Source organism: Streptomyces sp. NPDC093221 (genome assembly GCF_044753885.1).
In the GTDB taxonomy this organism is placed as follows: domain Bacteria; phylum Actinomycetota; class Actinomycetes; order Streptomycetales; family Streptomycetaceae; genus Actinacidiphila.
On the sequence record NZ_JBIVOA010000010.1, the window covers coordinates 271,408 to 297,536 of the forward strand.

General features: G+C 72.9%; 20 protein-coding genes, 1 tRNA gene and 1 pseudogene. 9 read left to right on the plus strand and 13 right to left on the minus strand.

Annotated features, from left to right (window positions below; translation table 11 throughout):
- Positions 1-37 precede the first annotated feature (37 nt).
- From ACIQCJ_RS31070 to ACIQCJ_RS31080, 3 genes are all read right to left on the minus strand, one after another.
- The gene (locus tag ACIQCJ_RS31070; protein WP_355343033.1) at positions 38-778 is read right to left on the minus strand and encodes a helix-turn-helix domain-containing protein; all 741 of its coding nucleotides are present in this window, start codon (positions 776-778) and stop codon (positions 38-40) included.
- A 242-nt stretch (positions 779-1,020) separates the two neighbouring features.
- Entirely contained in the window at positions 1,021-2,811 is a 1,791-nt protein-coding gene (locus ACIQCJ_RS31075; RefSeq protein ID WP_355343030.1) for a DEAD/DEAH box helicase, read from the minus strand.
- 180 nt (positions 2,812-2,991) lie between these two features.
- A complete protein-coding gene (locus ACIQCJ_RS31080) occupies positions 2,992-4,404 on the minus strand; it encodes an MFS transporter (protein WP_402713200.1) in 1,413 nt (470 codons plus the stop codon).
- 312 nt (positions 4,405-4,716) lie between these two features.
- On the opposite strand from ACIQCJ_RS31080, the gene ACIQCJ_RS31085 reads away from it, so the two are divergent.
- The 8 genes and pseudogenes from ACIQCJ_RS31085 (at position 4,717) to ACIQCJ_RS31120 (ending at position 10,023) form a co-directional block, all read left to right on the plus strand.
- Positions 4,717-4,788, plus strand: a tRNA-Cys gene (locus tag ACIQCJ_RS31085).
- A gap of 191 nt (positions 4,789-4,979) precedes the next feature.
- Entirely contained in the window at positions 4,980-5,171 is a 192-nt protein-coding gene (locus ACIQCJ_RS31090) for a hypothetical protein (protein WP_355343280.1), read from the plus strand.
- Positions 5,155-5,682, plus strand: a complete 528-nt coding sequence (locus tag ACIQCJ_RS31095) for a DUF6879 family protein (RefSeq protein ID WP_391047144.1) — start codon at positions 5,155-5,157, stop codon at positions 5,680-5,682. The genes ACIQCJ_RS31090 and ACIQCJ_RS31095 overlap by 17 nt, the downstream gene beginning before the upstream one ends.
- Before the next feature lie 32 nt (positions 5,683-5,714).
- Positions 5,715-6,409, plus strand: a pseudogene (locus ACIQCJ_RS31100) (helix-turn-helix domain-containing protein).
- 226 nt (positions 6,410-6,635) lie between these two features.
- Positions 6,636-7,739 (plus strand): methyltransferase domain-containing protein, encoded by a 1,104-nt coding sequence (locus ACIQCJ_RS31105; RefSeq protein WP_402713180.1) that lies wholly within the window; start codon positions 6,636-6,638, stop codon positions 7,737-7,739.
- 231 nt (positions 7,740-7,970) lie between these two features.
- Positions 7,971-8,654 carry an NADPH-dependent F420 reductase gene (locus ACIQCJ_RS31110; protein WP_401724179.1) on the plus strand — a complete coding sequence of 228 codons (684 nt, stop codon included), beginning with the start codon at positions 7,971-7,973 and terminating at the stop codon, positions 8,652-8,654.
- A gap of 110 nt (positions 8,655-8,764) precedes the next feature.
- The gene (locus tag ACIQCJ_RS31115) at positions 8,765-9,211 is read left to right on the plus strand and encodes a carboxymuconolactone decarboxylase family protein (RefSeq protein ID WP_402713181.1); all 447 of its coding nucleotides are present in this window, start codon (positions 8,765-8,767) and stop codon (positions 9,209-9,211) included.
- A 74-nt stretch (positions 9,212-9,285) separates the two neighbouring features.
- Entirely contained in the window at positions 9,286-10,023 is a 738-nt protein-coding gene (locus ACIQCJ_RS31120) for an isocitrate lyase/phosphoenolpyruvate mutase family protein (RefSeq protein ID WP_402713201.1), read from the plus strand.
- A gap of 194 nt (positions 10,024-10,217) precedes the next feature.
- Here ACIQCJ_RS31120 and ACIQCJ_RS31125 read toward each other — a convergent pair whose 3' ends face one another.
- The 7 genes from ACIQCJ_RS31125 to ACIQCJ_RS31155 all read right to left on the minus strand — a co-directional run bounded on the left by ACIQCJ_RS31125 (position 10,218) and on the right by ACIQCJ_RS31155 (position 19,596).
- Positions 10,218-12,527 (minus strand): xanthine dehydrogenase family protein molybdopterin-binding subunit, encoded by a 2,310-nt coding sequence (locus ACIQCJ_RS31125; protein ID WP_402713182.1) that lies wholly within the window; start codon positions 12,525-12,527, stop codon positions 10,218-10,220.
- Positions 12,524-14,317, minus strand: a complete 1,794-nt coding sequence (locus ACIQCJ_RS31130; protein WP_402713183.1) for a (2Fe-2S)-binding protein — start codon at positions 14,315-14,317, stop codon at positions 12,524-12,526. The genes ACIQCJ_RS31125 and ACIQCJ_RS31130 overlap by 4 nt, the downstream gene beginning before the upstream one ends.
- Entirely contained in the window at positions 14,314-15,186 is an 873-nt protein-coding gene (locus ACIQCJ_RS31135) for an FAD binding domain-containing protein (protein ID WP_355343006.1), read from the minus strand. Before ACIQCJ_RS31135 ends, ACIQCJ_RS31130 begins: the two co-directional genes overlap by 4 nt.
- A 267-nt stretch (positions 15,187-15,453) precedes the next feature.
- Positions 15,454-17,085, minus strand: a complete 1,632-nt coding sequence (locus ACIQCJ_RS31140; protein WP_402713184.1) for a beta-N-acetylhexosaminidase — start codon at positions 17,083-17,085, stop codon at positions 15,454-15,456.
- A gap of 313 nt (positions 17,086-17,398) precedes the next feature.
- The gene (locus ACIQCJ_RS31145; RefSeq protein ID WP_355343000.1) at positions 17,399-18,670 is read right to left on the minus strand and encodes a hypothetical protein; all 1,272 of its coding nucleotides are present in this window, start codon (positions 18,668-18,670) and stop codon (positions 17,399-17,401) included.
- A 36-nt stretch (positions 18,671-18,706) separates the two neighbouring features.
- Positions 18,707-19,006, minus strand: a complete 300-nt coding sequence (locus ACIQCJ_RS31150; RefSeq protein WP_093716639.1) for a DUF3039 domain-containing protein — start codon at positions 19,004-19,006, stop codon at positions 18,707-18,709.
- An 11-nt stretch (positions 19,007-19,017) separates the two neighbouring features.
- Positions 19,018-19,596 (minus strand): YqgE/AlgH family protein, encoded by a 579-nt coding sequence (locus ACIQCJ_RS31155; protein WP_402713185.1) that lies wholly within the window; start codon positions 19,594-19,596, stop codon positions 19,018-19,020.
- A gap of 279 nt (positions 19,597-19,875) precedes the next feature.
- Between ACIQCJ_RS31155 and murA the strand changes: the two genes are divergently transcribed.
- The gene (gene murA, locus ACIQCJ_RS31160) at positions 19,876-21,225 is read left to right on the plus strand and encodes a UDP-N-acetylglucosamine 1-carboxyvinyltransferase (RefSeq protein WP_391047158.1); all 1,350 of its coding nucleotides are present in this window, start codon (positions 19,876-19,878) and stop codon (positions 21,223-21,225) included.
- Between the two features lie 124 nt (positions 21,226-21,349).
- Here murA and ACIQCJ_RS31165 read toward each other — a convergent pair whose 3' ends face one another.
- From ACIQCJ_RS31165 to ACIQCJ_RS31175, 3 genes are all read right to left on the minus strand, one after another.
- Positions 21,350-21,631, minus strand: a complete 282-nt coding sequence (locus tag ACIQCJ_RS31165; RefSeq protein ID WP_355342991.1) for an HU family DNA-binding protein — start codon at positions 21,629-21,631, stop codon at positions 21,350-21,352.
- 222 nt (positions 21,632-21,853) lie between these two features.
- Positions 21,854-23,299 (minus strand): malic enzyme-like NAD(P)-binding protein, encoded by a 1,446-nt coding sequence (locus ACIQCJ_RS31170; RefSeq protein ID WP_391047160.1) that lies wholly within the window; start codon positions 23,297-23,299, stop codon positions 21,854-21,856.
- Between the two features lie 407 nt (positions 23,300-23,706).
- Positions 23,707-25,971 carry a HelD family protein gene (locus tag ACIQCJ_RS31175; RefSeq protein ID WP_402713186.1) on the minus strand — a complete coding sequence of 755 codons (2,265 nt, stop codon included), beginning with the start codon at positions 25,969-25,971 and terminating at the stop codon, positions 23,707-23,709.
- Positions 25,972-26,129 lie beyond the last annotated feature (158 nt).

Consider the following 26,129-nt stretch of genomic DNA (forward strand, 5'->3'; position numbering starts at 1 on the left):
GGCCTGGGGGCGCACCCTTGTGGGGAGGCTCAGCGCCCTAGCGCAGGGCGTCGGCGACCTCCGTGGCGGCCTCCACGACGCGCGCACCGACCCTCTCGGGGACCGAGTCGGCGAGCATGACGACGCCGACGCTCCCCTCGATGCCGGGGACGCCCAGGAGGGGCGCGGCGGCCCCGCTGGCGCCGGCCTCCAGCTCGCCGTGGGTGAGGACGTACCGGACCGGCTCGGTGGCGGTGACGGTATGGGCGGCGGGCGGCCCCTCGGCCGGGCGGGCGCCCAGGGACTCCTCCTCGACGAACCGCTCCCAGCGCGACCCGTCGGGCGTCGGCTGCATGCCCCGCCCGGCGAGAATGGCGCGCCCCGCGGCCCCGCGGTCCAGCGGGTGCCGGAAGCCGGTGCGATAGGCCACGTGGTAGTCGGTCCAGGTCGGCTCCACGACGGCGACGGCCAGCGCCTCGCTGCCGTCGACGAGGGTCAGGTGGGCGGTCGCCCCGATCTCCTCGGCGAGCGAGCGCAACGCGGGCAGTGCGGCCTCGCGCAGCAGCGGGTGCACCTGGTGGGCCAGACCGAGCACGCCCAGTCCGACGCGCGCCCGGCCGCCGAGGTCACGGCGGACCAGCGAATGCTGCTCCAGCGTGGCCAGCAAGCGGTAGACCACCGTCCGGTTCACACCGAGTTTGGCGGCCAGCTCGGTCACCGTCAGGCCGTGGTCGGTGTCGGCGAGCAGCTTGAGAACCCGCAGGCCCCGGTCAAGCGTTTGAGACGTCTCCGCGGTCACGACGCCCCCTCCTCGTAGGCGGCGGCCATCTCCACGGCGGTAACGCACTGCCGGTCCCGCGGCAGTGCGCGGAGAGGCCGCCGGTAGTCGTCATACCGGCTGCGCTCCGCGGCTGCACTGCCACGGCGCGTGCGTGACCGGCACCGTAGCGAGCGGGTACCGCTCAGCGGAAGGGGTCGTCCACAATCCGGGCGCTGGCTTGACCCGACTTTGGAGATCCACCCTCTACAATACGGCCGACATCATCGCATTCGGGTCGCCCACTCCTGCACCTTCTTGATCCGCTCGCCGAGCTGTCCCGCCGTCGCCTCGGCGCTCGGCGGCCCGCCGCACGCACGGCGCAATTCGGTGTGAATCACCCCGTGCGGCTTACCGCTCTGATGGTTGTACGCGGCCACGAGCGTGTTCAACTGCTTGCGCAGTTCGAGCAGTTGGCGGTGGGTGACGATCGGGCGCCGCTCGGCGGGGAGTTCGAGCAGATCGGCCTCTTCGTCCGGCTTCTTCCGGCTGTGGGCGATCTGCCGGGCCTGCCGCTTCTGCAGCAGTATCTGGACCTGGTCCGGTTCGAGGAGTCCGGGGATGCCGAGGTAGTCCTGCTCCTCCTCGCTGCCCGGATGCGCCTGCATGCCGAACTCGGCCCCGTCGTACAGCACCCGGTCGAAGACCGCGTCGGACTCCAGCGCCTCGAAGGGCAGCATGTCCTCCTCGGTGGCCTCGTCCTCGGCCTTCTCCGCGTCCGCGAGGAGCTTGTCCTCCTCCGCGAAGGGGTCCTCCTCGCCCTGCTTCTTGGGCTTGTCGAGCACGTGGTCGCGCTCGACCTCCATCTCGTTGGCGAATTCCAGCAGCATCGGGATGGTCGGGACGAACACCGACGCCGTCTCGCCGCGCCGCCGCGACCGTACGAAACGGCCCACGGCCTGCGCGAAGAACAGCGGCGTCGAGATCGTCGTGGCGTACACGCCGACCGCGAGGCGGGGCACGTCGACGCCCTCCGACACCATCCGGACCGCGACCATCCACCGGTCCTCGGACTCGCTGAACTTCTCGATCCGCTTGGAGGAGCCGGGGTCGTCGGAGAGCACGACGGTCGGCTTGTGCCCGGAGATCTCCTTGAGCAGCTTGGCGTAGGCGCGGGCCGAGTCCTGGTCGGTGGCGATCACCAGGCCGCCCGCGTCCGGGATGCCCTTGCGGACCTCGGTCAGCCGCTGGTCGGCGGCCTTCAGCACGTTCGGGATCCAGTCGCCGGTCGGCGCGAGCGCGGTCCGCCACGCCTGCCCGATGGCGTCCTTCGTCATCGGCTCGCCCAGGCGCGCCGCGATCTCGTCGCCCGCCTTGGTGCGCCAGCGCATGTTGCCGCTGTAGCTGAGGAAGATCACCGGGCGCACGACGCCGTCGTTGAGCGCGTTGCCGTACCCGTACGTGTAGTCGGCGGCGCTGCGGCGGATGCCGTCGTTGCCCTCCTCGTACACCACGAAGGGGATCGGGTTGGTGTCCGACCTGAACGGCGTCCCGGTCAGCGCCAGCCGCCGCGTCGCCGGGTCGAACGCCTCCAGGCACGCCTCGCCCCACGACTTGCTGTCGCCCGCGTGGTGGATCTCGTCCAGGATCACCAGCGTCTTGCGCTGTTCGCAGCGGTTGCGGTGCAGCATCGGCCGCACCCCGACGCCCGCGTACGTCACGGCGACGCCGTGGTACTCCTTGCCGACGGGGCCCGCGCTGTACTCCGGGTCCAGCTTGATCCCTATCCGCGCCGCCGCGTCCGCCCACTGCGTCTTCAGGTGCTCGGTGGGCGCCACCACCGTGATCTGCTGCACCAGGTGGTTGTGGAGCAGATACGACGCCAGCGACAGCGCGAAGGTGGTCTTCCCGGCGCCGGGTGTCGCCACCGCGAGGAAGTCCCGCGGCTGCTTGGCGACGTACGCGTCGATGGCCCCCTGCTGCCAGGCCCGAAGCTTGTTCGCCGTCCCCCAGGGCGCGCGCCCGGGGAAGGCGGGAGACAGATGGTGCGGGTGCGATGCGGCGGTGGTAGTCACGGTCTCCGTTGAGGTTCGTCTCGCGGCGGGTCGGTACGAAAACCGCCTCAGCCTACCGGCCGCACCCCCTCACCCCCGTCCCGACGCCACCGCGCCGCCCGTGTGCGACTCAGCTCACATACGGGCGCGCGGACGCCGTCTCGTACGGTGATACGCCGTCCCGGGCGCAGGCGGTCGGTCTCACGCCGATTTCGGGTGGGGGCGCAGGCGGGCCGCTACGAAGGCGCCCACGAGGGCCAGGGCGGCGGCGGGGAGGAAGACGGCGGCGAAGGCGGCGGGGTGTGCCGTCGTGGTGGTGCTCGCGTCGGCCGCGGCGCCGACCGTGCCGCCGCCGAGGGCGGCGAAGACGGTGCCGGCGGCGGCGACCAGGAGGACGTTGGAGAGGGCGTCGGAGACCTGGAGGGCGGCGGAGTTGGCACCGGCCTCCGCGGGGGCGGACTGCTCCAGCATCAGCACGCTGAGGGTGGAGATGACCAGGCCCATGCCGAGGCCGCCCGCGCACCAGGCGACGGCCACGATCCACACCGGTACGGACTGGACGAGGGCGAGGGAGGCGCCGCAGATGGCGGCGGCGGACAGCACCATGCCGAACTGCGCGAGGCGTTCGCGGACCGGCGCCAGGCGCGGGCGGGCCTGGACGTACGAGCCGAGCGCCCAGGTGAGCCCGGCGCCCGCCAGCGACAGCCCCGCCATGGTCGCGGACAGGCCGCGCTGGGTGACCAGCATCAGCGGGATGAAGCTCTCGGCGGCGATGAAGGTGCCCGCCGCGATCCCGCGCATCAGGATCACCGTGGGCAGCCCGCGCACCGCGCGGAAGGTGCCGGGCGGCAGCAGCCGCAGCGCGGACGGTACGAGCAGCACGATGCCCGCGACGGCCGGTATCACCGAGAGCGGGCTGATGTCCTGGCCCGCGTACTGCAACAGCGCCGCGCCCGTCGCGAGCGCCACCGCGTACCAGATCCGCCGCCCGTCCCGTACGGGCGGCGCGACCGGCTCGGGGGCCTCGGGCAGCGTCTCGGGGGCCGGGTCGGGGGCGTGCGCGGCCCGCCGCAGGGGCGGCAGCATGACGGCGAGCGGCAGCGCCACCAGGGCCGGGATGGCCAGGAACACCCAGCGCCAGCCGAGGTGTTCGGTGACCGTCCCCGACACCAGCGGCCCGACGATCGACGGCACCACCCACGAGGCCGCGAAGGCGGCCATCACCGAGGGCCGCAGCCGTTCCGGATACGCCCGGCCGACCACCACGTACAGCGCGACGATCACGAGCCCGCCGCCGAGCCCCTGCACGGCCCGGCCGAGCACGAACGGCCACATCGACTGCGCGGTCCCGCTGATCACCAGTCCCGCCGCGAATCCGCCGATGCCCGCCGCCAGCGGCGGCAGCGGCCCCGACCGGTCGCACCACTGCCCGCTGACCACCATCGCGAGCAGCGACGTCGTGAAATACCCCGAGAACGCGAACGCGTACAGCCCGAGACCGTCCAGCTCCCGCGCCGCGATCGGCATCGCCGTCCCCACCGCGGTCGCCTCGAACGCGATCATCAGCACCACCGACACGATGCCCAGGGTCAGCGCGCGGTACGACCGCCCCATCACGCCTTCCGGCGCGTCCGGGGCGGTCTCGGGGTCGATTCCAGGAAGCCGCTGGTCACGGCGAGTGTCGGAGGCAGTCACCAGCCAAGGGTAAGGGGCATCAGCCCCTTTCACCCCTGCCCTGCGACCCCCTTTCCCTCCGCCTTTCGCCCTACGCCCCGCCCTCGTCCCACCTCCGTCCCGGCCGCCTTCCCGCCCCGGCCCGCACCCCCGTTCATGAACGCCGTATGGCAGTCCCGTTGCACCCCCTCCCCCACCCTTGACCCACCCCCGCCCCACCCGCGAAGGTCGAACCACACCGCACACACACCTGGCCGTGTGCCCGAGTGGTTGAGGGACTCGCCTGCAAAGCGAGTTACGCCGGTTCGATTCCGGTCACGGCCTCCGATTGCCTGATATGGCGAAAGAAGAGGGCGGCACCCCGTACGGGGTGCCGCCCTCTTCTTGATGTGCTGTCGTCTCCTGCGGCTTGCACGATCCGGAGCACTCGAGCTTGAGAGAGCGGGCCTCAGTGCGCCGGGGGACGGTCACTCGGGAGCATCGAACACGACACCGTCTCTTCCCTGGGGGCAGCAGTGGAGCTGACACGACTCGTCGGATCGTGCGACGACGGCGATTGTCCGACGCTGTACGTGACCGACCGGGGCACCCTCGCAGTGCAGGGGCCGCACATCACCGAGCACGGTCGGAGCATCCCCGCTCACGAAGGCATGGTCGAAATCCCTGTGGAACTGATCAGAAAGGCCATCCGTGACGGGCTCCTCTAAAACGCTCGGCGAGATGTTCTCGCAGTTCGAGCGGGAAGCGTTCCGGCTGGAAACGCTGGGCGACTACAGCAAGTCCGGTGGTGTGACCGCCTATCACGCCTTCCTCGCAGGGGAGGATCAGCCGGAGGACTACCGAGACGCTGACTGGGTCACGACGGTCCGCGAGATCACCCGGGCCGGGAAACGCATCTATCGGGTACACATCTTGTCACGGCCTCTCACACCGTACCTGCGATTCGAACTGGGCTGGGGATACCAGCGGAACATGACGGCCGGTGAGGAATTCTTCATCCTCGACACCACCGAGACGGAGAACCCGCTGCCGCAGGCCCCTGACTTCTGGCTGTTCGACGGCAGGACGGCGGCGGCCATGACGTACGACGGCGCTGGGAAGTTCCTCGGCGTGGACGTCCACGAGGCGGCGGATGCCGACGAGTTCGGGGCGTACCGCGATGTGGCGCTCGCACACGCGAGGCCCTTCACCGACTGGTGGGCCGAGTTCGGCGAGTGAACAGATCAGAACTGGGCGCCGCGCTGCGGGCGTTGCGGCAGGCATCCGGGCAGGAAGCGAAGGCTGTGGCCCGCGGCGCCGTCATGTCCACCAGTAAACTGAGCAAGATCGAGAACGGCCGCACCGCGCCCGGCGTCATCGACGTGGAGCGCATCCTCACGGCATTGGGCGTGTCCGCCAACCGTCGCTGATTCCGGGCCTGTTGCAGACACCCGAGTACGGGCGGGCGGTGCTCTCCCGCAAGGAGCTGGGCGACGAACAGTTGGCACGTACGGTCGCCGCGCGACTCGATCGCCAGAGCGTGCTGTACGACAGGACGAAGACCCTGCGGTTCGTCGTCACCGAGCCCGTACTGCGCTGGCTGCTCGTTCCGCCACCGGTGATGGCCGGCCAACTGGACAGGCTCATCTTCCTGTCCGGGCTTCCCAACCTCGACATCCGCGTCGTCCCGCTCACCGCAGCACAAAAATACGCACCCGGTCACTCCTTCGTCATCCGCGACAACCGTATGGTCACGGTCGAGACGCTGCACGCCGAAATGGCGGTGACCGATCCCAGGGACGTCGCTCTTTACGTGAAGAAATTCGAGCACTTCTCCTCGGGCGCCCTCGCCGACGACGCCATGCGCGACTTCCTCACGGCTGTTCGCGACGAATTCTTGCGCGAACAGGAAACGCCCTGGACACCGCACTCCGCCTCCCAGAATTCTGGACACGACAGCGAATAGGGCGGAAGGCCGAGCAAAGGAGATGCGCCGTGGAGAAGACTCCGCGAGGAATTCGTGCCGGTGGAGAGGGAGACGGGCAGCCGGGGACGCCGTGGACGCCGCCGGAGGAGCCGCCGAATCCGGATGGGTCCACGCCGCCCGGGGACGGGACGCATCGGAAGTGACATCGATCGAACGGGGCGGGGGGCGGGCCGAGTTGGGGCGGTCGCTTCTCGCGGCGGGGGTCATGACGGACGATTGGGCGACGGCTTTCGCGGCGGTGCCGCGGGCGGCGTTTCTGCCCGAGGTGATGTGGCCGTTCGACCTCACCGCACAGGCCAGTGTGGCCGTGAGCAGGGCGGAGGACCCGGCGGCGTGGCTGGGGTACGCCGAGGCCGATGTGCCGATCGTGACGCAGTGGGACGACGGGCGGCACAGCGGGACGGCGCCGGGGAAGGTGTCGACGTCTTCGGCGTCGATGCCGTCCGTCGTGTTCGCCATGCTCGGCGACCTGGAGGTGCGGCCCGGGAACGCGGTGCTGGAGATCGGCACCGGGACGGGGTGGAACGCGGGGCTGCTGACGCACCGGCTCGGCGGCGAGAAGGTCACGACCGTCGAGGTGGACGCGGCGGTGGCGGCAGCGGCCCGGGAGTCGCTGCGAAGGGCGGGGCTCGGCCCGACGATGGTGACGGGGGACGGATACGGCGGGCACCTGCCGGGCGCGCCGTACGACCGGGTCATCGCCACGTGCGGGATGCGCGAGATCCCGTACGCCTGGGTCGAGCAGACGGCACCCGGCGGGATCGTCGTGGCGCCGTGGGGGACGCATTACGGGAACGGTGACGCCGTGGCACGGCTGGTCGTCGGGGACGGGGCGGCGTCGGGGCGGTTCACGCGGCTGGTGGAGTTCATGAAGCTCCGCGCCCAGCGGAGGGCTGCCGTACGGCACGGCGATGACGTATCGCAGGAGGGCACGGACGGCGCCGACGCGTCCACGACCACCGTCACCGAGGCGGAATTCCTCACCGGGCGGTACACCGCGGGCCCCTTCGCGTTGGGGCTGCGGGTGCCCGGGTGCGTGCAGGCCGCGGCCGAGAAGCGCGGGGACACGCGGCCGGTCTGGTTCTACGGTCTCACCGACACGTCGTGGGCCGTCGTGACCTTCCGCGACGGCCGGCCCGCGTCCACGGTCCACCAGTACGGACCGCGTCGGCTGTGGGACGAGGTGGAGGCCGCCTTCCGCTGGTGGACGGGCCGGGGAAAGCCGGGGGTCGAGCGCTTCGGGCTGACGGTCGACGCCGACGGGCAGTACGTGTGGCTGGACGATCCGGCCGAGTCCTGGGGTATCTGAGCGACATCACTCTCCAGGCACGAAGCGGGGAGAGGCTCCTGGACGGCTTCCGGGCCGGGCCGGAGCCCCTGCCGAAGACGCCGCCGAAGGCGAAAACCCTGCCCGCGCCACCCCTGACCGCCGCCCGGCTCGGCGACGTGCTCCTCGCACTCGGGCCGCACCGGCGCCGCTGACAGGGTGAACGACCGGACCGGCGGAAATACTGACGTGGCCGTGGCGGTTGCCGCCGGTATGGCGACTTTGGGACTGATCGGCAGCGGAAACATCGGCGGCACCCTGGCCCGGCTGGCGGTCGACAGCGGGCTCGATGTGGTGCTCAGCAACTCACGGGGGCCGGAAACCCTCGCGGACCTCGTCGCGGAGCTCGGTCCACGAGCCCGCGCGGGCACGGCGGCGGAGGCCGCCGCCGCCGGGGACTGGGTGGTGGTGACGGTCCCGGTCAAGGCGTACCCGCGGATTCCGCGGGAGCCGCTGGCGGGCAAGACCGTGATCGACACCGGCAACTACTACCCGCAGCGCGACGGCGACATCGCCGACCTGGTCGAGAAGAAGACCACGGACAGCGGGCTGCTCCAGGGGTATCTGGACGGTGCCCACGTGGTGAAGGCGTTCAACAACATCTTCTTCAAGCACCTGGCGGCGCTGCCGCGTCCGGCGGGAGCGGCCGACCGCAGTGCCCTGCCCATCGCCGGTGACGACGCCGACGCGAAGGCGCACGCCGCTGAGCTGCTCGATCTGCTCGGCTTCGACACGGTGGACGCCGGGCCGCTCGCCGAGGGCCGGCGGTTCCAGCCCGGCACGGCGGCGTACGGGCTGCCCTACGCGGACAAGTCGGTCGCCGACTTCATGGCCGAGCCCCCCGCGCCGGCCTCCGTCGCCGACATCGAGGCGGCCCTGGCGGCGGCGGAGAGCTGAAGCCAGGCCCCGAAGCCGGGCCGCCCGTCCGCTCCCGCCGCGATTGGCCCAGGGATTTGGGGCGGGAGTGGTACAACGGCGCGGGGCGATCAGGCCGTAGCGTCGTCGGTATGAGTGAGCGAGTGGATTACGCGAAGCACGCGCCGGACGCGTTCCGGGCGATGCTGGGGTTCAGCCAGGCGGCGGCGAAGGGGCTCGACCCCGTGGTCGCGGAACTGGTGAAGATCAGGGCGTCGCAGATCAACCGGTGCGCGTTCTGCCTGGACATGCACATCAAGGACGCGCGGAAGGCCGGGGAGAGCGACCGGCGGATCTTCCTGCTGAGCGCGTGGGAAGAGGTCGACGGCGTCTACAGCGAGAAGGAGCGGGCGGCGCTGGCGCTGACGGAGGCGGTGACGCTGCTGACGGACGGGTTCGTGCCGGACGAGGTGTACGCGCGGGCGGCGGAGCACTTCGACGCGGACGAGTTGGCGCGCCTGGGGGCCGCGATCGTGGCGATCAACGCGTGGAACCGGTTCAACGTGACGTTCAGGACGCAGCCGGCGGCGAGCGCGTGAGCGGCGCGGGGGCCGGGGCCGAGGTCGGGGCGGGAGGCGTGGCCGGGGCGGGAGGCGTGGCCGGGGCGGGGGACGTGGCCGGGGCCGGGGCGGGGGGCGCGAAGGCGCTGCTGGCGCTGCATCACGGGCGGGACGCCGCCGATCCGTTGGTGCTGCCCGGGCCGTGGGACGCGGCCAGCGCGCGGGTGTTCGCGGACGCGGGCTTCCCGGCGCTGGCGACGCCCAGCGCCGGGGTGTCGGCGTCGCTGGGGTACGAGGACGGCGAGGCGCCCGCCGACGAGATGTTCGCCGCGATCCGGCGGATCACCCGCGCCGTGGACGTCCCCGTGTCGGCCGACGTCGAGGCCGGATACGGGCTGGCGCCCGAGGAGTTGGTCGAGCGGCTGCTGGAGGCCGGGGCCGTCGGGTGCAATCTGGAGGACTCCGAGCCGGGGTCCAGGGGGCTGGTCGAGCCCCGGCGGCAGGCGGACCGGCTCGCGGCCGTACGCGCCGCCGCCGGGGACGCGTTGGTCGTCAACGCGCGCATCGACACGTTTCTGCGCGGCGACCGTACGACCGGCGCCGCCGTCGAGCGCGGGCTGCTCTACGCCGCCGCCGGAGCCGACTGCGTCTACCCGATCCTCGCCCCGCCCGCCCTCCTCGCCGAGATCGCCGAAGCCGTCCCCCTCCCCCTCAACGCCCTCTGCCGTCCCGGCGGGCCCTCCCCCCGCGAGCTGGCCTTCCTCGGCGCCACCCGCGTCACCTTCGGCGGCGGCCTCCAGCAACAAGCCCTGGAAGCCGTCCGCGACATGGCGACCGGCATGCGCCTGTGACCCGCCGGGCGCGCGCCGCGTAAAGGCGCCGGGCCACGTTGTCCAGGGGCGCGGTGGACCGGCACGCTCAGCCCCGGCCGCGCCCCTGACAAGCTCAACCCGCCCGGGATAGCTCCGCTACGAGGCCGCCCCGGCGCCTTGCGCTCGCACGTACCGGGCGCCGCCTGGACCGCCCATGATCCGCCGGACAGGCGCTAGTTCTGGGGTTTGACCACCGCGGCTTGGGGGCGGATGGGGAGGCGGGGGATGGGGCGGGCGGTGGCGGCGCGGACGGCGGCGGCCACCGCGGCGGGGGCGGTGACGACGGGGACCGCGGAGACGGCCTTGGCGCCGAAGGGGGCGAGGACGTCGCGCTCCTCGACCAGCCGGATGATGCGGACCGTGGGGGCGTCGAGGGCGGTCGGCAGGGAGTATCCGGTGAGGCTGGGGCGTTTGACGATGCCTCGGGGGGCGCGGAGGTCCTCCATCAGGGCGAGGCCGACGCCCTGGGTGATCCCGGCCTCGATGCGGGCGGCGAGCTGGCGGGGGTTGAGGATGCGGCCGACGTCCTGGGCGACGGCCATCTCGACCACGCGCACGGCGCCCAGTTCGATGTCGACGTCGACCACGGCGCGAATCGCGCAGAAGGTGAGGCCGACGAAGGCGTCGCCCTGGCCGGTGTCGTCGAGCCGGTCGGTCGGGTGCGGGCGGCACTGCGCGGTGGCCCACAGTTCCTTGCCGTCGAGGGTCTCGGCGACGGTGGTGGACAGCACACCGTCGTACGAGGTGATCTTGCCGTCGGCGATGGACAGCAGCTCCACGGACATGCCGAATTTGGCGGCGAGCGGCTGGAGCAGCTGGGTGCGGACCATCTTGGCCGCGCGCTCGACCGCGCCGCCGGACACCCAGGTGTGGCGTCCGCGCGCGGAGGGTCCCGACGGCGGCTGGTCGGTGTCGGACGGCAGCACCTGGACGTCGTCGATGCCGAGGACTTCCTGGACGATCTGCCGCGCCAGCGTGGTGAATCCCTGGCCGGTCTCGACGGCGGCGCAGATGACGGTGGCGCGGCCGTCGTGGACGCGTACGGTCGCGGTCGACACCTCGTCGGCGCCCTCGGCGCCGAGCACGTGGACCATGCCGAGCGCGTAGCCGACCCCGCGCCGTACCGCGCCCGGCTCGCCCGCGCCCGAGGTGCCGCCGGGCAGCAGCCACTGCGACTCGTCGTCGCCGTCGGGCAGCGGGGGCAGGTCGGCGTCGCGTACGGCCTTCAGCAGCTCGCCGACGGGCGCGGGGCAGGTGACGGTCTGGCCGGTGGGCAGCAGGTCGCCGGTGGCCAGGACGTTGCGCATCCGGATCTCGGCCGGATCCAGGCCGACCTTCGCGGCGAGCTTGTCCATCTGGCCCTCGTACGCGGCGCAGACCTGGAGCGCGCCCTCGCCGCGTACGTGGCCGGACGGCGGGTTGTTGGTGCGTACGGCCCAGCCCTCGACGAAGACGTGCGGGACGACGTAGGGACCGGCCGCGAAGGCCACGGCGGCGGCGAGCGCGTCGGAGGAGGCGTCGGCGTACGCGCCCGCGTCGAGCAGGATCTGCGCCTCGACCTTGACCAGGCGGCCCTCGGCGTCGGCGTGGTGGCGGTAGCGCAGCAGGGTGGGGTGGCGGTGGGCGTGGCCGAGGAAGGACTCCTCGCGGGTGGCCACGAATTTGACCGGGCAGCCGGTCTTGAGCGCGAGCAGGCCGAGCGGGAGCTGGACGCCGGAGTCCTCGCGGTCGCCCATCGCGCCGGGCACGCCGGTGACGACGACCTTGACGCGGTCGGGTTCGAGGCCGAAGCAGGCGGCGGCCAGGTCGCGGTCGGCGTGCGGGTCGGTGGAGGCGACGTACAGCTCGACGCCGCCGTCCGGGCGCGGGACGGCGAGTCCGGCCTCGGCGCCGATCGGCGCCGGGTCCTGGCGGCCGACCCGGTACAGGCCCTCCACGATGACGTCGCCGATCGCGTCGGGGTCGCCGAAGCGCAGCGGGATGTGCCGGATCAGATTGCCGTCGGGGTGCAGCGGCTCGGCGGCGAACGCCTTCTCGGGGTCGGTGACCGGCTCCAGCACCTCGTACTCGACGAGGATCGCGGCGGCGGCCAGCCGGGCGGTGTCGGGGTGGTCGGCGGCGACGGCGGCGATCGGCTCGCCGTGGTGCCGCACCAGGTCCTCGGCGAAGACCGGGCGGTCCGCGACCCGGCGGCCGTGCATCGCGTCGCCCGGCACGTCCTCGTGCGTGACGACGGCCCGCACGCCGGGCATCGCGACGGCCTCGCTGGTGTCGATCCGGGTGATCCGCGCGTGCGGGTACGGCGAGCGCAGCACGGCCGCCCACAGCAGCCCCTCGGCCCACAGATCCGCCGCGTACGGGTAGGTGCCCTGCGCCTTCTGGAGCGCGTCGGCCGAGGGCAGCGACGCGCCGATCCCCCGTACCGCCCCGGCGCCCGCCAGGGTCTCCGCGACGGGCCCCGGTCCGTCGATGATGCCGGTCATACGGCGCCTCCCGAGGGGCCGCCCTGGTGCGGGACGCGGGCGGCGGTGGAGGAGGCCGCGGACGCCGGGTTGTCGTGGTCGTCGGCGGCGGCCTCGCGGGCGGCGATGACCTGGTCGACGGCGTCGAGGACGCCGCGGTAGCCGGAGCAGCGGCAGAGGTTGCCGCACAGCGCCTGGCGGGTCTCCAGGTCGGTGGGTTTGTGGTTGCCCTCCAGCAGGTCGTGCACCGTCATCGCCATGCCGGGGATGCAGAAGCCGCACTGTACGGCGCCGGATTCGGCGAGCGCGCGCTGGACGTCGGAGGGGCGGCCGTCCACGGTCAGGCCCTCGACGGTACGGACCTCGCTGCCCGCCGCGGTGGCCGCGGGCACCAGGCAGGAGGCGACCAGACGGCCGTCGACCTGGACGGAGCAGGCCCCGCACTCGCCCTGTTCGCAGCCGTCCTTGGCGCCGGCGAGGCCGAGGCGTTCGCGCAGCACGTAGAGCAGCGACTCGCCGAGCCAGGCGTCGGTCACCGGGCGATCGGCGCCGTTGACGCGCAGGACGTAGGAGGCGAGGGGGTGTTCGCTGTGGGTCTCCTCGACGGGTTCCGGCTCCGGCTCCCGCTCGGCCTCGTCGGCCGCGAGGTCGCCGTCCGCCTCCGCCGTACCGGAATCCGGGGCGAGGAGGTCGGGGGCGAGGCCGTCGGGCGTGAGGCCGTCGGGCGCGGGGCCGTCCACGGCGTCGGGGAGCGGCCCGGCCGGGGGCAGTTCGCCCGGCGCGAGTCCGTCCGGTACGTGGCCGTCCGGTGCGAGGCCGTCCGGTGCGAGGCCGTCCGGTACGTGGCCGTTCGCCACCAGTTCCTCGCCGCCGTCGAGCGCGGGCAGCGCGGGCAGCGCCGACAGGCCGCCCAGGCCGCCCGGCAGGGCGTCGAGGCCGCTGAGACCGTCGAGCGCGGACAGGCCGTCGACGCCGTCGAGCGCGCCGATCCCGGTGAGCGGGGTGAGGCCGTCCGACAGGCCCTCGGGGTCGTGCAGCGCGCCCGCGCTGCCGGGGCTCTCGGGGTCGCCGGGGGCGCGCGTCCTGGCCGCCGGGTCGTGGCCGGTGCCGTAGTCGGCGTCGTGGCCGGTGTGCGTGAACGCGCTGTCGGCGGTGGCCTGGTGTCCCGCGCCGGGCGGCGGGCCCTCCGGGTCGTCGACGGCGGCGGACCAGGCGGCCTGGGTGGGCGGCCAGGGCAGCCCCTCGTCAACTCCCGCGCCCAGGCCGGTGCCCAGGCCCGTGCCGGGGTCGATGCCGGTGCCGACGCCGCTGAAGTCCCACTGCCCGGTGAGCTGGTCCTGCGGTGCGCCCTGCCCGGCCTGCGCCTGGGCGGCGGCCTGAGCGGCCGCCTGGGCCTGCGCGGCGGCCGCCGCGCCCTGCCCGAACATCCCGGCGGGGAAGGACTGCGTGGGCGCGGGTGACGGCGCCTGGTCCCACGGCGAGGCGAAGGAGCCGACGGAGAACTCCCCCGAGTCGCCGTCCGCGTCGTCCTTTATGACCGGGATCGACCACTGGGTGACCGGGTCGCCCTCACCGGTGACGGGCGGCCCCGCCGGGCCGTGCGCGCCGAGCGGGTCCTCGCCCGGCCGCGGCTCCGGCGGCAGTTGGGCCGCGAAGGAGACGTGCATGGTCTGGTCGGGGTCGTAGTCCCCGCCGCCGGGCACCGGCTGCCAGGTCCCCGACGTGCCGGGCGACGTACCGGACCCGCCGGACGTGCCCGACCTGTCGTCGGTGCCGGGTGCGCCCGGCTGCGGCTGCGGCTGGTCGGTCATGCCAGTGCCCTCCCGAGCGCTCGACGGGACAGTGCGGCCACGGTACGGCGTAGCTGGACGGCGGCGGGCGGCAGTTCGACACCTTCCTGGTCCGGGATGCACGCGGCGGCCACGTACTCGCCGAAGGCCGTGCACGCCTCGGGGGCGAGATTGCGGTCGCCGTCCCAGTCGATGAGGCCCGCGACCCACTGCTCGGCCTCCAGGGGCCGCAGCGGCACCGGCGCGACCGCGCCCACCGAACAGCGCACCTGGCGGCGCGCGGGGTCGACCACGAGCGCGACGGAGGCCACCGCGCGCCCCGGCCCGGTGCGCCCGGTGGCCTTGAGGAAGGTCTGCGGCGCGTGCAGCAGCGGAATCCTCACGAAGGCGAGGAGTTCGCCGGGGCGCAGCGGGTCCATGCCGGTGAGCAGGTGGCTGACCGGGAGTTCGCGGTCGCCCTCGGGTCCGGCGACGATGACGCTGGCCTCCAGCGCGGCGAGCACCGGGAGGGCGTCGCCGGTCGGTGCCGCGGTCGCGATGTTGCCGCCGAGGGTGCCCGCGTTGCGGATCTGCGGCGGTCCCGCGGAGCGGGCGGCGGCGGCGAGCGCGGGGATGAGGGCGGCGAAGTCCGGCCGCCCCATCCGCGCGTGGGTCAGTCCGGCGCCGAGCAGCGCCGCGCCGTCCGCGTACTGCCAGCCGCGGATCTCACTGATCCGGCCGAGGCCGACCAGCGCGTCCGGGCGCAGCAGCCCGGAGTTCACCGCCGCCATCAGGTCGGTGCCGCCTGCGACGGGCACGGCGCTGGGCATGGCGGCGAGCGCCTCCACCGCCTCGTCGAGCGAGGACGGCAGCGTCACGTTCTCCGCCGTCCGCCGTGCATACGTGCTCACGCAGCCTGCCCCTTCCCGGCCTTCCTCCGTCGCGCGGTAGCCGTACCGTACGTGCTCACAGCCTGGACGTGGCAACTCTGGCACATGTTCCACGGTGGTCAACGCGAGGGTCCACGAAGTACCGATCCGTCCGTCACGGGCGCGATCGTACGGCTCTGACGGAATCAACCGCTGTGCCGGAATTGCCATCCTTCGGGTGTGTTGCGACGGTACGCCACTCCACCGTGCCAGCTCCGCCCGCGCCGGGTGCGGAAGTTGCGGAATCAGTCACACGATCGGGGGCGGACCGTCCTTGGGACGGCCGAGGACGCCGGGGCGGCGCTGCCACGGCAGCGGGCCGCCCGGCGGCCGGTACTCCACGCCCAGGGCGTCCAGTCGGGCGTAGTGGGTCCGCATCCGGGCTTCGAATTCCGGCCAGTCGCGCTCGTCGGCGGCGGGCAGGTCCGACCAGGCGACCTCGGCGAAGGCGGCGAGCCGCGGGAAGGCCATGTAGTCCAGCACCCGTACGGCGTCCATGACTTCGGTCCAGATGTTGGCCTGGGTGCCGATGACGTGCGCCGCCTCCTCCTCGGTGAGCTGCGGCGGAACCGGCTCGAAGCGGAAGACGTCCTCCAGGCCGCGGGCGTGCGCGATCGGCACCGGCTCCTCGGGGTCCTCCGACTGCCGCCAGTCCAGGTAGACATGGGTCTGAGGGCACATCACCACGTCGTGCCCGGCCTTGGCCGCCGCGATGCCGCCGGCGTATCCCTGCCACGACGACACGGCGGCGCCCTCGGCGAGGCCGCCCTCCAGGATCTCGTCCCAGCCGATCAGCCGCCGGCCGCGCTCGGTCAGCCAGTGGTCGAAGTGGCCGATCATCCAGCTCTGCAGCTCGTCCTCGTCCTCCAGGCCCAGCTCCTGCATCCGCTCCTGCGCCGAACGCGAGGCGCGCCACTGGTCCTTGGGGCACTCGTCGCCGCCGACGTGGAAGAACTCGCCGGGGAACAGCTCCAGCAGCTCGGCGAAGACGTTCTCGTAGAAGCGCAGGGTGCTCTCGGCGGGCGAGAGCACATTGGGGTTGACCCCCCACGTGGTCAGCACGGAGAGGGCCGAGGTGTCGACGACGTCGGTGTTGCCGAGCTCCGGGTACGCGGCGATGGCCGCCTGCGAGTGGCCGGGGATGTCGACCTCGGGGACGACGGTGATGTGCCGCTCGGCGGCGTACGCGACGATCTCGCGGATGTCGTCCTGGGTGTAGTAACCGCCGTGCGGGCGCTCGTCCCACAGCGGCGACTCGCGCAGCCCGACCTTCGTGCGCTCGCGCCACGCGCCGACCTCGGTCAGCTTCGGGTAGCGCTTGATCTCCACCCGCCAGCCCTGGTCGTCGGTGAGGTGGAAGTGCAGCACGTTCAGCTTGTGGGCGGCCATCAGGTCGAGGTACTTGAACACGACGTCCTTCGGCATGAAGTGCCGTGCCACGTCGAGCATGAAGCCGCGCCAGGCGAAGCGGGGGGCGTCCTGTATCTGGCAGGTCGGCACGCGCCACTCGCGCTCCCCCAGGGGCGCCCGGCGGAAGGCGTCGGCCCCCAGGAGCTGGCGCAGGGTCTGCGCGCCCCAGAAGACGCCGGCGGGGCTCCCGCCGAAGACGTGCACGCCGGAGTTGGGCGCGGCCATGATGCGGTAGCCCTCGGGGCCCAGGTCCCTGGCCACCGCGTCGTCCACCGCCAGCCGGATCACGTCCTTCCCGGACGGCTCCACCGGCGCCAGCGGCAGGCCCGTCGCTGCCGCGAGCACTCCGCGCAGCCAGCGCGCGGCGCCTTCGGCGCCGGGGGTCGCGGTGAGGGTCGTCTCGGGCCCGAGGACGAAGGCGTCGTCGGTGCCGTACGGGGTCTGATGGCGCGGGGCCGGAATGAGGTCCATGGGGGCCATCCTGACCCGTAATCCGCGATTGGCATAGACCAATCCCGCAGCTGCCTGACCGAGGACCGTTCTCCGACCGCGGAAGCGTCATGCCTGGTCGCGCAGTTCCCGCGCCCCTGAAGCGCTCGGCTCACCCGCCCGCGGCAGACTTGCCCCGCCCGGGCGCGGGCAAAGACGACGGGCACGGGCCCCGAAGGGGCGCCGGGGGCACCTCCCAGCGGTAGCTGGGGGGAGGAACTGCGCGGCCAGCCCCCACCGGGCGGGAGTGCGGGGGCTGCCGGAGCGGGGCACCGCGTACCCGGCCCGGGAAAGGCTAGAAGGCGGCAGCCGCCCTCTCGCGTTGGGCGCGCACGGCCAGCAGCACGGTGAGGGTCACACCGAGGAGCAGCCACGCCAAGTGGGCGATGGTGAGGGCCTGCCACGCGGAGTGGGGCACGTCGGGGGCGGAGGCCAGGGCGAGGGTGGCGCCCAGCAGCGCGAACACGGCCGCGAGCTGCACACGCCCGTTCCAGCTCCGCAGGAACGCGCGCTCGGCGAAAGGCCCGCCGTACCACCAGCGGACGGCGAGGCCGACGACGACCACGGCGGCCAGACCGGCCGCGGTCACGGCGGAGACCGCCCACAGCGGCCACGGCGCGCGCTGCCGTTCCTTGTCGCAGGGCAGCACGGTGGTGACCAGCGGCACCAGCGGGAGTACGGCGACGGCGTTGATCTCCCGGACCCGCCGCAGCCAGGGATCGGCGGCCAGCTCCGTACGGACGGTGGCACGGATGCCCCGCAGCCGGGCGGGCAGCGGCGTACCGGAGCGGCGCCCCGCCACCGTCAGCAGGACCACGATCAGGACCAGGGCCGCCGCGGCCCCGGCGGCGGTGGCGATGATCTGCCACACGTCACCGGTCGCGATCCGGAAGAGCTGCACGCCCACCAGCAGGGCCACGGCGATGATCCCGGCCAGTGCCCCGCCGCGCGGCGCGGTGAGCTGGCTGGGGTCGGCGCCGAGCATCAGCGCCCGCTCCACCGCGCTCTGGTGCTCGGCGCGGTGCCGCTTGGGCACCCGGCCGAGCAGCCCGCGCCCCGAGGTCAGCGAACGGGCCAGCGCGACCTGCGCCTCGGCCTCCTGCGGGGCGAGCGCGACCGCGCGGCGGGCGGCGGCCACCGCGTCGGGCACCCGGCCGAGCCGCCGGTAGACGTCGGAGAGCAGCACCGACGGCTCCCAGCCGTCGGGGTCGGCGCCGGTGGCCCGCAGCGCGACGGTCAGCGCCGCGTGCGGCTCGTCCAGCGAGAGCAGCACGACCCCGGCCAGCACGAAGACGTCGGCCGCCTCCGCGGGCCCGGCGAGCGCCAGTGCCCAGTCGACCGACTCGCGGGCCTCGGGGCGCCGCTTCTCCTGCGCGAGGATCCAGGCGCGCAGCAGGTAGCCCGCGCTGCCGTTGCGCTCCACGAAGGCATCGCTGACGAGGGCGTGCGCCTCGGCGAACCGGCTCTGCGCGACGAGCGAGTGCACCCGCTCGCCGTCGCTCGCGTCGTCGTCGCCGGGCGCGTCCGCCGCGCCGAACGCGCCGTCGTCACCCTGACCGCTGTCCACGTCCGCCCCTGTTTCCGCCGGCGAGGAGCGCGGACGTCAGCTCTTGCCGCCGCTGCCCTTGCCGGACTTGTCCTTGTCCCCGCCGCCCAGCGGCATGCCCTCGTAGATCTCCTTGCACATCGGGCAGACCGGGTACTTCTTCGGATCGCGTCCCGGGACCCAGACCTTGCCGCAGAGCGCGACGACGGGCGTGCCTTCCAGCGCGCTCGCCATGATCTTGTCCTTCTGGACATAGTGCGCGTAGCGCTCGTGGTCGCCGTCACCATGGGAGAGCTGCGGGGTCGGCTCGACCAGAGTGCCGGTGCCCGCCCCGCGCTCGGGCTCAAGAGTGCTCATAAGACTCAAGACTAGTTGAGAGACGGATCGTCGGGATACGTGGCCACCATGGCCAGCTCATTGCGCTGCCTGCGCAGCACCGAGCGCCACAGTTGTTCGGGATCGGGCGAGGACACGTCGCCCGGCTCGGACTCGATCACGTACCAGGCGCCGCCGACCAGTTCCTTCTCCAGCTGGCCGGGCCCCCAGCCGGAGTATCCGGCGAAGATCCGCAGCGAGCCCAGCTCGGCGGCGAGCAGTTCGGGCGGCGCCTCCAGGTCGACCAGGCCGATCGCGCCGTGCACCCGCCGCCAGCCCAGCGGGTCCGCGTCCTCGCCCTCGCGGACGTCGCCCGGCACCACGGCCAGGCCCAGCGCGGAGTCCAGCGAGACCGGGCCGCCCTGGAAGACCACCGGGGGCGCGCCCGCCAGCGGCGCCCAGGGCAGCAGGACGTCGCCGACGCCGACCGGCGTGGGCCGGTTCAGGACGACGCCGAGCGACCCCTCCGCGTCGTGGTCGAGGAGGAGCACCACCGCCCGGTCGAAGTTGGGGTCGGCGAGCGCCGGCGTGGCGACGAGCAGTCTTCCGGTGAGCGAGGACACCTCGGTCATGGGACACATGATCCCGCACAAACCCGCTGGGCGGAGCGGCAACCGCCACTCCCGGACATCCGCAGGTACGGCGCGACACGCGGTACGGCGCGCGCGGCAGCGGACGGTGTGCGGTCCGCCACGCACCGCGCTGTAGCGAAGTCATGACACTGGCCGAGGTTCACGGCAGCCGGGACGGGTCAGTAGGCGCATTACCATTTCTTCCTGCGCTCCGCGCGGCGAGCACCCCGGCCGCGCCCGGCCTCCCCCGTACCAACCGTTCCGAAGATCGCGAGATCCATGACCGACATCGCCGATGTACTGCTTGTTCATGGCGGAACCCCCCTCGAGGGCGAGATCCGTGTCCGCGGTGCGAAGAACCTCGTGCCCAAGGCCATGGTCGCCGCCCTGCTCGGCAGCGGACCGAGCAGACTCCGCAATGTCCCCGACATCCGTGACGTACGCGTCGTACGCGGGCTGCTCCAGCTCCACGGCGTGACGGTGCAGAGCGGTGAGGAACCGGGCGAGCTGGTCCTCGACCCGACGCGCGTCGAGAGCGCCAACGTGGCCGACATCGACGCCCACGCGGGCTCCTCCCGGATCCCGATCCTGTTCTGCGGCCCGCTGCTGCACCGGCTCGGCCATGCCTTCATCCCGGGCCTGGGCGGCTGCGACATCGGCGGCCGGCCGATCGACTTCCACTTCGACGTGCTGCGGCAGTTCGGCGCCACGATCGAGAAGCGCGCCGACGGCCAGTACCTGGAGGCGCCGCAGCGGCTGCGCGGCTGCAAGATCCGGCTGCCGTACCCGTCGGTCGGCTCGACCGAACAGGTGCTGCTCACCGCGGTGCTGGCCGAGGGCGTCACGGAGCTGTCCAACGCGGCGGTCGAGCCGGAGATCGAGGACCTGATCTGCGTCCTGCAGAAAATGGGCGCGATCATCTCGATGGACACCGACCGGACGATCCGGATCACCGGCGTCGACAAGCTCGGCGGCTACAACCACCGGGCCCTCCCCGACCGCCTCGAAGCCGCCTCCTGGGCGAGCGCGGCGCTGGCCACCGAGGGCAACATCTACGTCCGCGGCGCCCAGCAGCGGTCGATGATGACCTTCCTCAACACCTTCCGCCGGGTCGGCGGGGCCTTCGAGGTGGACGACGACGGCATCCGCTTCTGGCACCCGGGCGGCCCGCTCAACGCCATCGCGCTGGAGACCGACGTGCACCCCGGTTTCCAGACCGACTGGCAGCAGCCGCTGGTGGTGGCGCTCACCCAGGCGTCGGGGCTGTCCATCGTGCACGAGACGGTGTACGAGTCCCGGCTCGGCTTCACCTCCGCGCTCAACCAGATGGGCGCGCACATCCAGCTCTACCGCGAGTGCCTGGGCGGTTCCGCCTGCCGCTTCGGGCAGCGCAATTTCCTGCACTCCGCGGTCGTGTCGGGCCCGACCAAGCTCCAGGGCTCCGACCTGGTCATCCCCGACCTGCGCGGCGGCTTCTCGTACCTGATCGCGGCGCTGGCCGCGCAGGGCACCTCGCGCGTGCACGGCATCGACCTGATCAACCGGGGCTACGAGAACTTCCTCGCCAAGCTGGAGGGCCTGGGCGCCCACATCGAGCTGCCCGAGCCCGCGGGCGCGGTCGCTTCCTGAGCGGTACGGCGGGCGTACGGCAGCCGTACGCCCGCCGTGCGGCCCGGCGTACCGCTGTCGTGCGGGCCGCCCCATGCGAAAGGGCGGCTTCTCCCCCGGGAGAAGCCGCCCTTTGGCGATGTGATTACTTGCCCTTGGCGGCTTCCTTGAGCTTGGAGCCCGCCGAAACCTTCACGCTGTAGCCGGCCGCGATGTTGATCGGCTCACCGGTCTGCGGGTTACGCGCGGTCCGAGCGGCACGGTGGGTGCGCTCGAAGGTCAGGAAGCCGGGGATGGTGACCTTCTCGTCGCCCTTGGCCACGATCTCACCGACGGTCTCAGCGAACGCGGCCAGTACGGCGTCGGCGTCCTTGCGGGTCACCTCGGCGCGCTCGGACAGAGCGGCCACCAGCTCACTGCGGTTCATATCTGTACTCCCGTGTTCTTTCTGCCATGGGGGCGCGAGCTCGAAGCTGTTGCTGTGTGCCTCACTGCCCAGGTGTGCATCCTGCCCCCATATATGGGGGGAAAGCCAATCCACCGACCGCGCGAGTCGCACAAAAAACGATGCGATTGCACGGGGACACCACGGGGATGACGGATTGTCGTCACATGGTCGACGCATCGAATCCGTTTGTCGGACGGATTGTCAGACCGCCCCCGGCGCGGTCGCCGCGGCGGCCACCGCCGGTCCCTGCGCCTTGGCCGCGTCGCGTACGGCGTCGGCGACCGCGCCCGCGACCTTGTCGTTGAAGACGCTGGGGACGATGTAGTTGGCGTTCAGCTCGCCCTCCCCCACCACGTCCGCGAGGGCGTGCGCGGCGGCCAGCATCATCTCGGTGTTCACGGTGCGGGACTGGGCGTCCAGCAGGCCGCGGAAGACGCCGGGGAAGACCAGGACGTTGTTGATCTGGTTGGGGAAGTCGCTGCGCCCGGTGGCGACCACGGCGGCGGTCTCGCGGGCCACGCCCGGGTCCACCTCGGGGTCGGGGTTGGCGAGCGCGAAGACGATCGCGCCGTCCGCCATCCGCGCCACGTCCGTACCGTCCAGGACGTTGGGCGCGGAGACGCCGATGAAGACGTCGGCGCCGGTCACGGCCTCCTTCAGGGTGCCGCTGACGCCCTCGGGGTTGGTGTTGTCGGCGATCCAGCGCAGCGGCGAGTCCGGCGACGCCTCCACCAGGTCGTCGCGGTCGCAGTGCACCACGCCGTGGATGTCGGCGACCACCGCGTGCTTCACTCCGGCGGCCAGCAGCAGCTTGAGGATGGCCGTACCGGCCGCGCCCGCGCCGGACATGACGACGCGTACGTCGCCGATCTGCTTGCCGACCACGCGCAGCGCGTTGGTGAGCGCGGCGAGCACCACGATGGCGGTGCCGTGCTGGTCGTCGTGGAAGACCGGGATGTCCAGCGCCTCGCGCAGCCGGGCCTCGATCTCGAAGCAGCGCGGCGCGGAGATGTCCTCCAGGTTGATGCCCGCGAAGCCGGGGGCGATGGCCTTGACGATCGCCACGATCTCGTCGGTGTCCTGGGTGTCGAGGCACAGCGGCCAGGCGTCGATGCCGGCGAAGCGCTTGAAGAGGGCCGCCTTGCCCTCCATGACCGGCAGCGCGGCCTTCGGGCCGATGTTGCCGAGGCCGAGGACGGCGGAGCCGTCGGTGACGACGGCCACGCTGTTGCGCTTGATGGTCAGGCGGCGGGCGTCCTCGGGGTTCTCCGCGATGGCCATGCAGACCCGGGCGACGCCGGGGGTGTAGATCATGGAGAGGTCGTCACGGTTGCGGATCGGGTGCTTGGACTGCATCTCGATCTTGCCGCCGAGGTGCATGAGGAACGTACGGTCGGAGACCTTGCTCACGGCGACGCCCTCGATGCCGCGGAGCTTGCCGACGATCTCGTCGGCGTGCGCGGTGGAGCTGGCGGCGACGGTGACGTCGATGCGGAGCATGTCGTGGCCCGACGCGGTGACGTCCAGGCCGGTGACCGAACCGCCCGAGGACTCCACCGCGGTGGTGAGCTGGCTGACCGCGGTCCCGCTGGCGGGGACCTCCAGCCGTACCGTGATCGAGTACGAGACGCTTGGCGCCGTTGCCATGACGGACCTTCTTCCGGTTCCTCTGCTGCTGGTGGTGCTGCCCGTCGATCGTTGCACCTACCGACGGGTACGCGTAAACCCGCGTGGGGTGAAGATTGGAAGAATACTTCCGCGATGCGGGAGCGGCGCAACCGGGTGGACCGAAGAAGAGATTTTCGTCCGCCGGGAAGAGGTTCCCGTAGCCGTTTGTTAGCCTGAGTACGGCACCGGTTCGATCCAAGCCCCCGGGCCCAACCTTAGGCGCTTCGAGCGCCCACTTGCCGCGAGGCGAGCATGGCGGGCCGGTGTCGTGAACGTCACGTGGGCGCCCCCTCTTCCGGAGGGGGCGCCCACGGCGTTTTCGGACCCGTGCCAGGAGCCGCTTCCCGGACCCGTGCCAGGACCCGTTGTCGGACCCCGGCGCCCGGTCAGGGGCGCAGCAGGTCCGGCACTCCCTCGGCGTCCGGCAGATCGCCCTGGGCCGCGAGGACCATCAGGCGTTGCGTCGCCCGCGTCAGGGCCACGTACAGCACCCTCAGCCCCGCGGGCGACTCCTCCGCGATCTCGGCGGGGGACACCACGAGCGTGGCGTCGTACTCCAGGCCCTTGGCCTCCAGGCTGCCGAGCGCCACGACGCGCTCGCCGAGCCCTTCGAGCCAACCGCGGGCCTGGGCGCGGCGGTTCATGGCGACGACGACGCCGACCGTGCCGTCGACCTCCTCCAACAGCCGCGCGGCGCACCGGCGTACGTCCGCGCCGAGGTCGTCGCCCGCGACCGCGTACTGCGGCAGGACACCGGTGGAGCGCACGGCGCGCGGCGACTGCATGCCGGGCATGGCGAGCGCCAGCACGGTGGCGGCGACCTCCGCGATCTCGGCGGGGTTGCGGTAGTTGACGGTGAGGGTGAAGCGCCGCCGGGGCCGGGTGCCGAGCGCCTCGTCGCGCGCCCGCGCCGCCTCGTCCACGTCCGTCCAGGAACTCTGCGCCGGGTCGCCGACGATCGTCCAGGTGGCCGTACGGCCGCGGCGCCCGACCATCCGCCACTGCATCGGCGTCAGGTCCTGCGCCTCGTCCACGATGACGTGCGCGTACTCGGTGCGCTCCTCGTCCAGCCGCTCGGCTCGGCTGCGGCGGCCCGCGTCGTGCCGGTCGGCGAAGGTCGTGACCTCGTCCAGGCCGGTGAGCTGGTCCAGCGGGTCCGCCTCGCGGCGCTTGGGGCGCGGCACCGGGCCGAGCAGCGTGTCGAGTTCGTCCAGCAGCGCCACGTCGTGCGCGGTGGCGCCGGTCCTGCGCAGCGAGCGCGCCACCCGGCGGACCTCCGGCGGGGACAGCACCCGGCGCGCCCAGCGGGCCAGCCGCTTCTCGTCGGCGAGCGCGGCCAGCACGGCGCGCGGCTGGAGCACCGGCCACCAGGCGTCGAGGAAGTCGGTGAAGTCCTGCTCGGTGCTGATGTCCTCGTCGAAGCCCTGACGTTCCTCCGCGGCCAGCTCCGGATCGTCGAAGCGGCGGCCGGTCTTGCGCCACAGCGCGTCCAGCAGCAGGCGGCGGGCGCGCGGGCGCAGCAGATTGACGGGCGCGGTGCCGCCGAGGGTGTTGTGGCGGATGCCCGCCAGTTCCTGCTCGGACAGCTCCACGCGGCGGCCGAAGGCGACCACGCGCAGCGTCGCCGGGCGGCCGGGCGTCAGGTCGAGCGCGCCGCGGGCCGCGTTGCGCAGCACCTTCTGCATCCGCAGCGAGCCCTTGATCCGGGCGACCGCGGGCTCGTCGTACAGATCGGCGGAGACGCCGTCGACCAGCGAGCCGACGGCGCGGATCGCGACCTGGCCCTCCTCGCCGAGCGACGGCAGCACGCCCTCGGTGTACGACACCAGCAGCGGGGTCGGGCTGACGCACAGGATGCCGCCCGCGTACCGCCGCCGGTCCTGGTAGAGCAGGTACGCGGCCCGGTGCAGGGCGACCGCGGTCTTGCCGGTGCCGGGGCCGCCGGTCACCTCGGTGACGGACGCGGCGGGCGCCCTGATCACCATGTCCTGCTCGGCCTGGATGCTCGCCACGATGTCCCGCATGGTGTGGCTGCGGGCCTGGCCGAGGGCCGCCATCAGGGCGCCGTCGCCGACGACCGGCAGCCCGGTGGTCAGCTCGGGGCGCAGCAGGTCGTCCTCGACGCCGAGCACCTTGCGGCCCTTGGAGCGGATCACCCGGCGGCGCACCACGCGCCCCGGCGCGACCGGGGTGGAGCGGTAGAAGGGCGCGGCGGCCGGGGCCCGCCAGTCGATGACCAGCGGCGCGTACTCGCTGTCCAGGACACCGATCCGGCCGATGTGCAGGGTCTCGGCGATGTCGGCGGTCCGGTCCTCGCGGACGGCGTCGTCGGCGGGTTCGACGGAGGTGAAGGCGCCGTCGGCGCCCTTCTTGCCGTCCTTGCCCCGCAGCAGGTCGATCCGGCCGAAGAGGAAGTCCTCGAACTCGCTGTTCAGCCGGTTGAGGTGGACCCCCGCGCGGAAGACCTGCGCGTCGCGTTCGGCGAGCGCGCCCGGCGTGCCGACGTGGCCGCGCTGGGCGGCGTCCTTCATCAGGAACTCGGCTTCGTCGATCTTCTCTTCGAGGCGGTGGTACACCCGGTCCAGATGCGCCTGCTCGACGGCGATCTCCTGATCCCGGACCCCCAGGTGGGCTGTGGTCTGCGCGGCCACGCAGGACCCCCTTCTTCATTGCGTCATGCGCCGCCCACGTACGTGACGGGGCACGTGGGGCAGCCTGCAACCGTACGCGACCTGCGGGCTTCTGCACACTCCGCCGTGCGGTCGGGTCTGAGGCGCGGTCAGTTTTCCGGCGGGCCGGGGACCCCGGC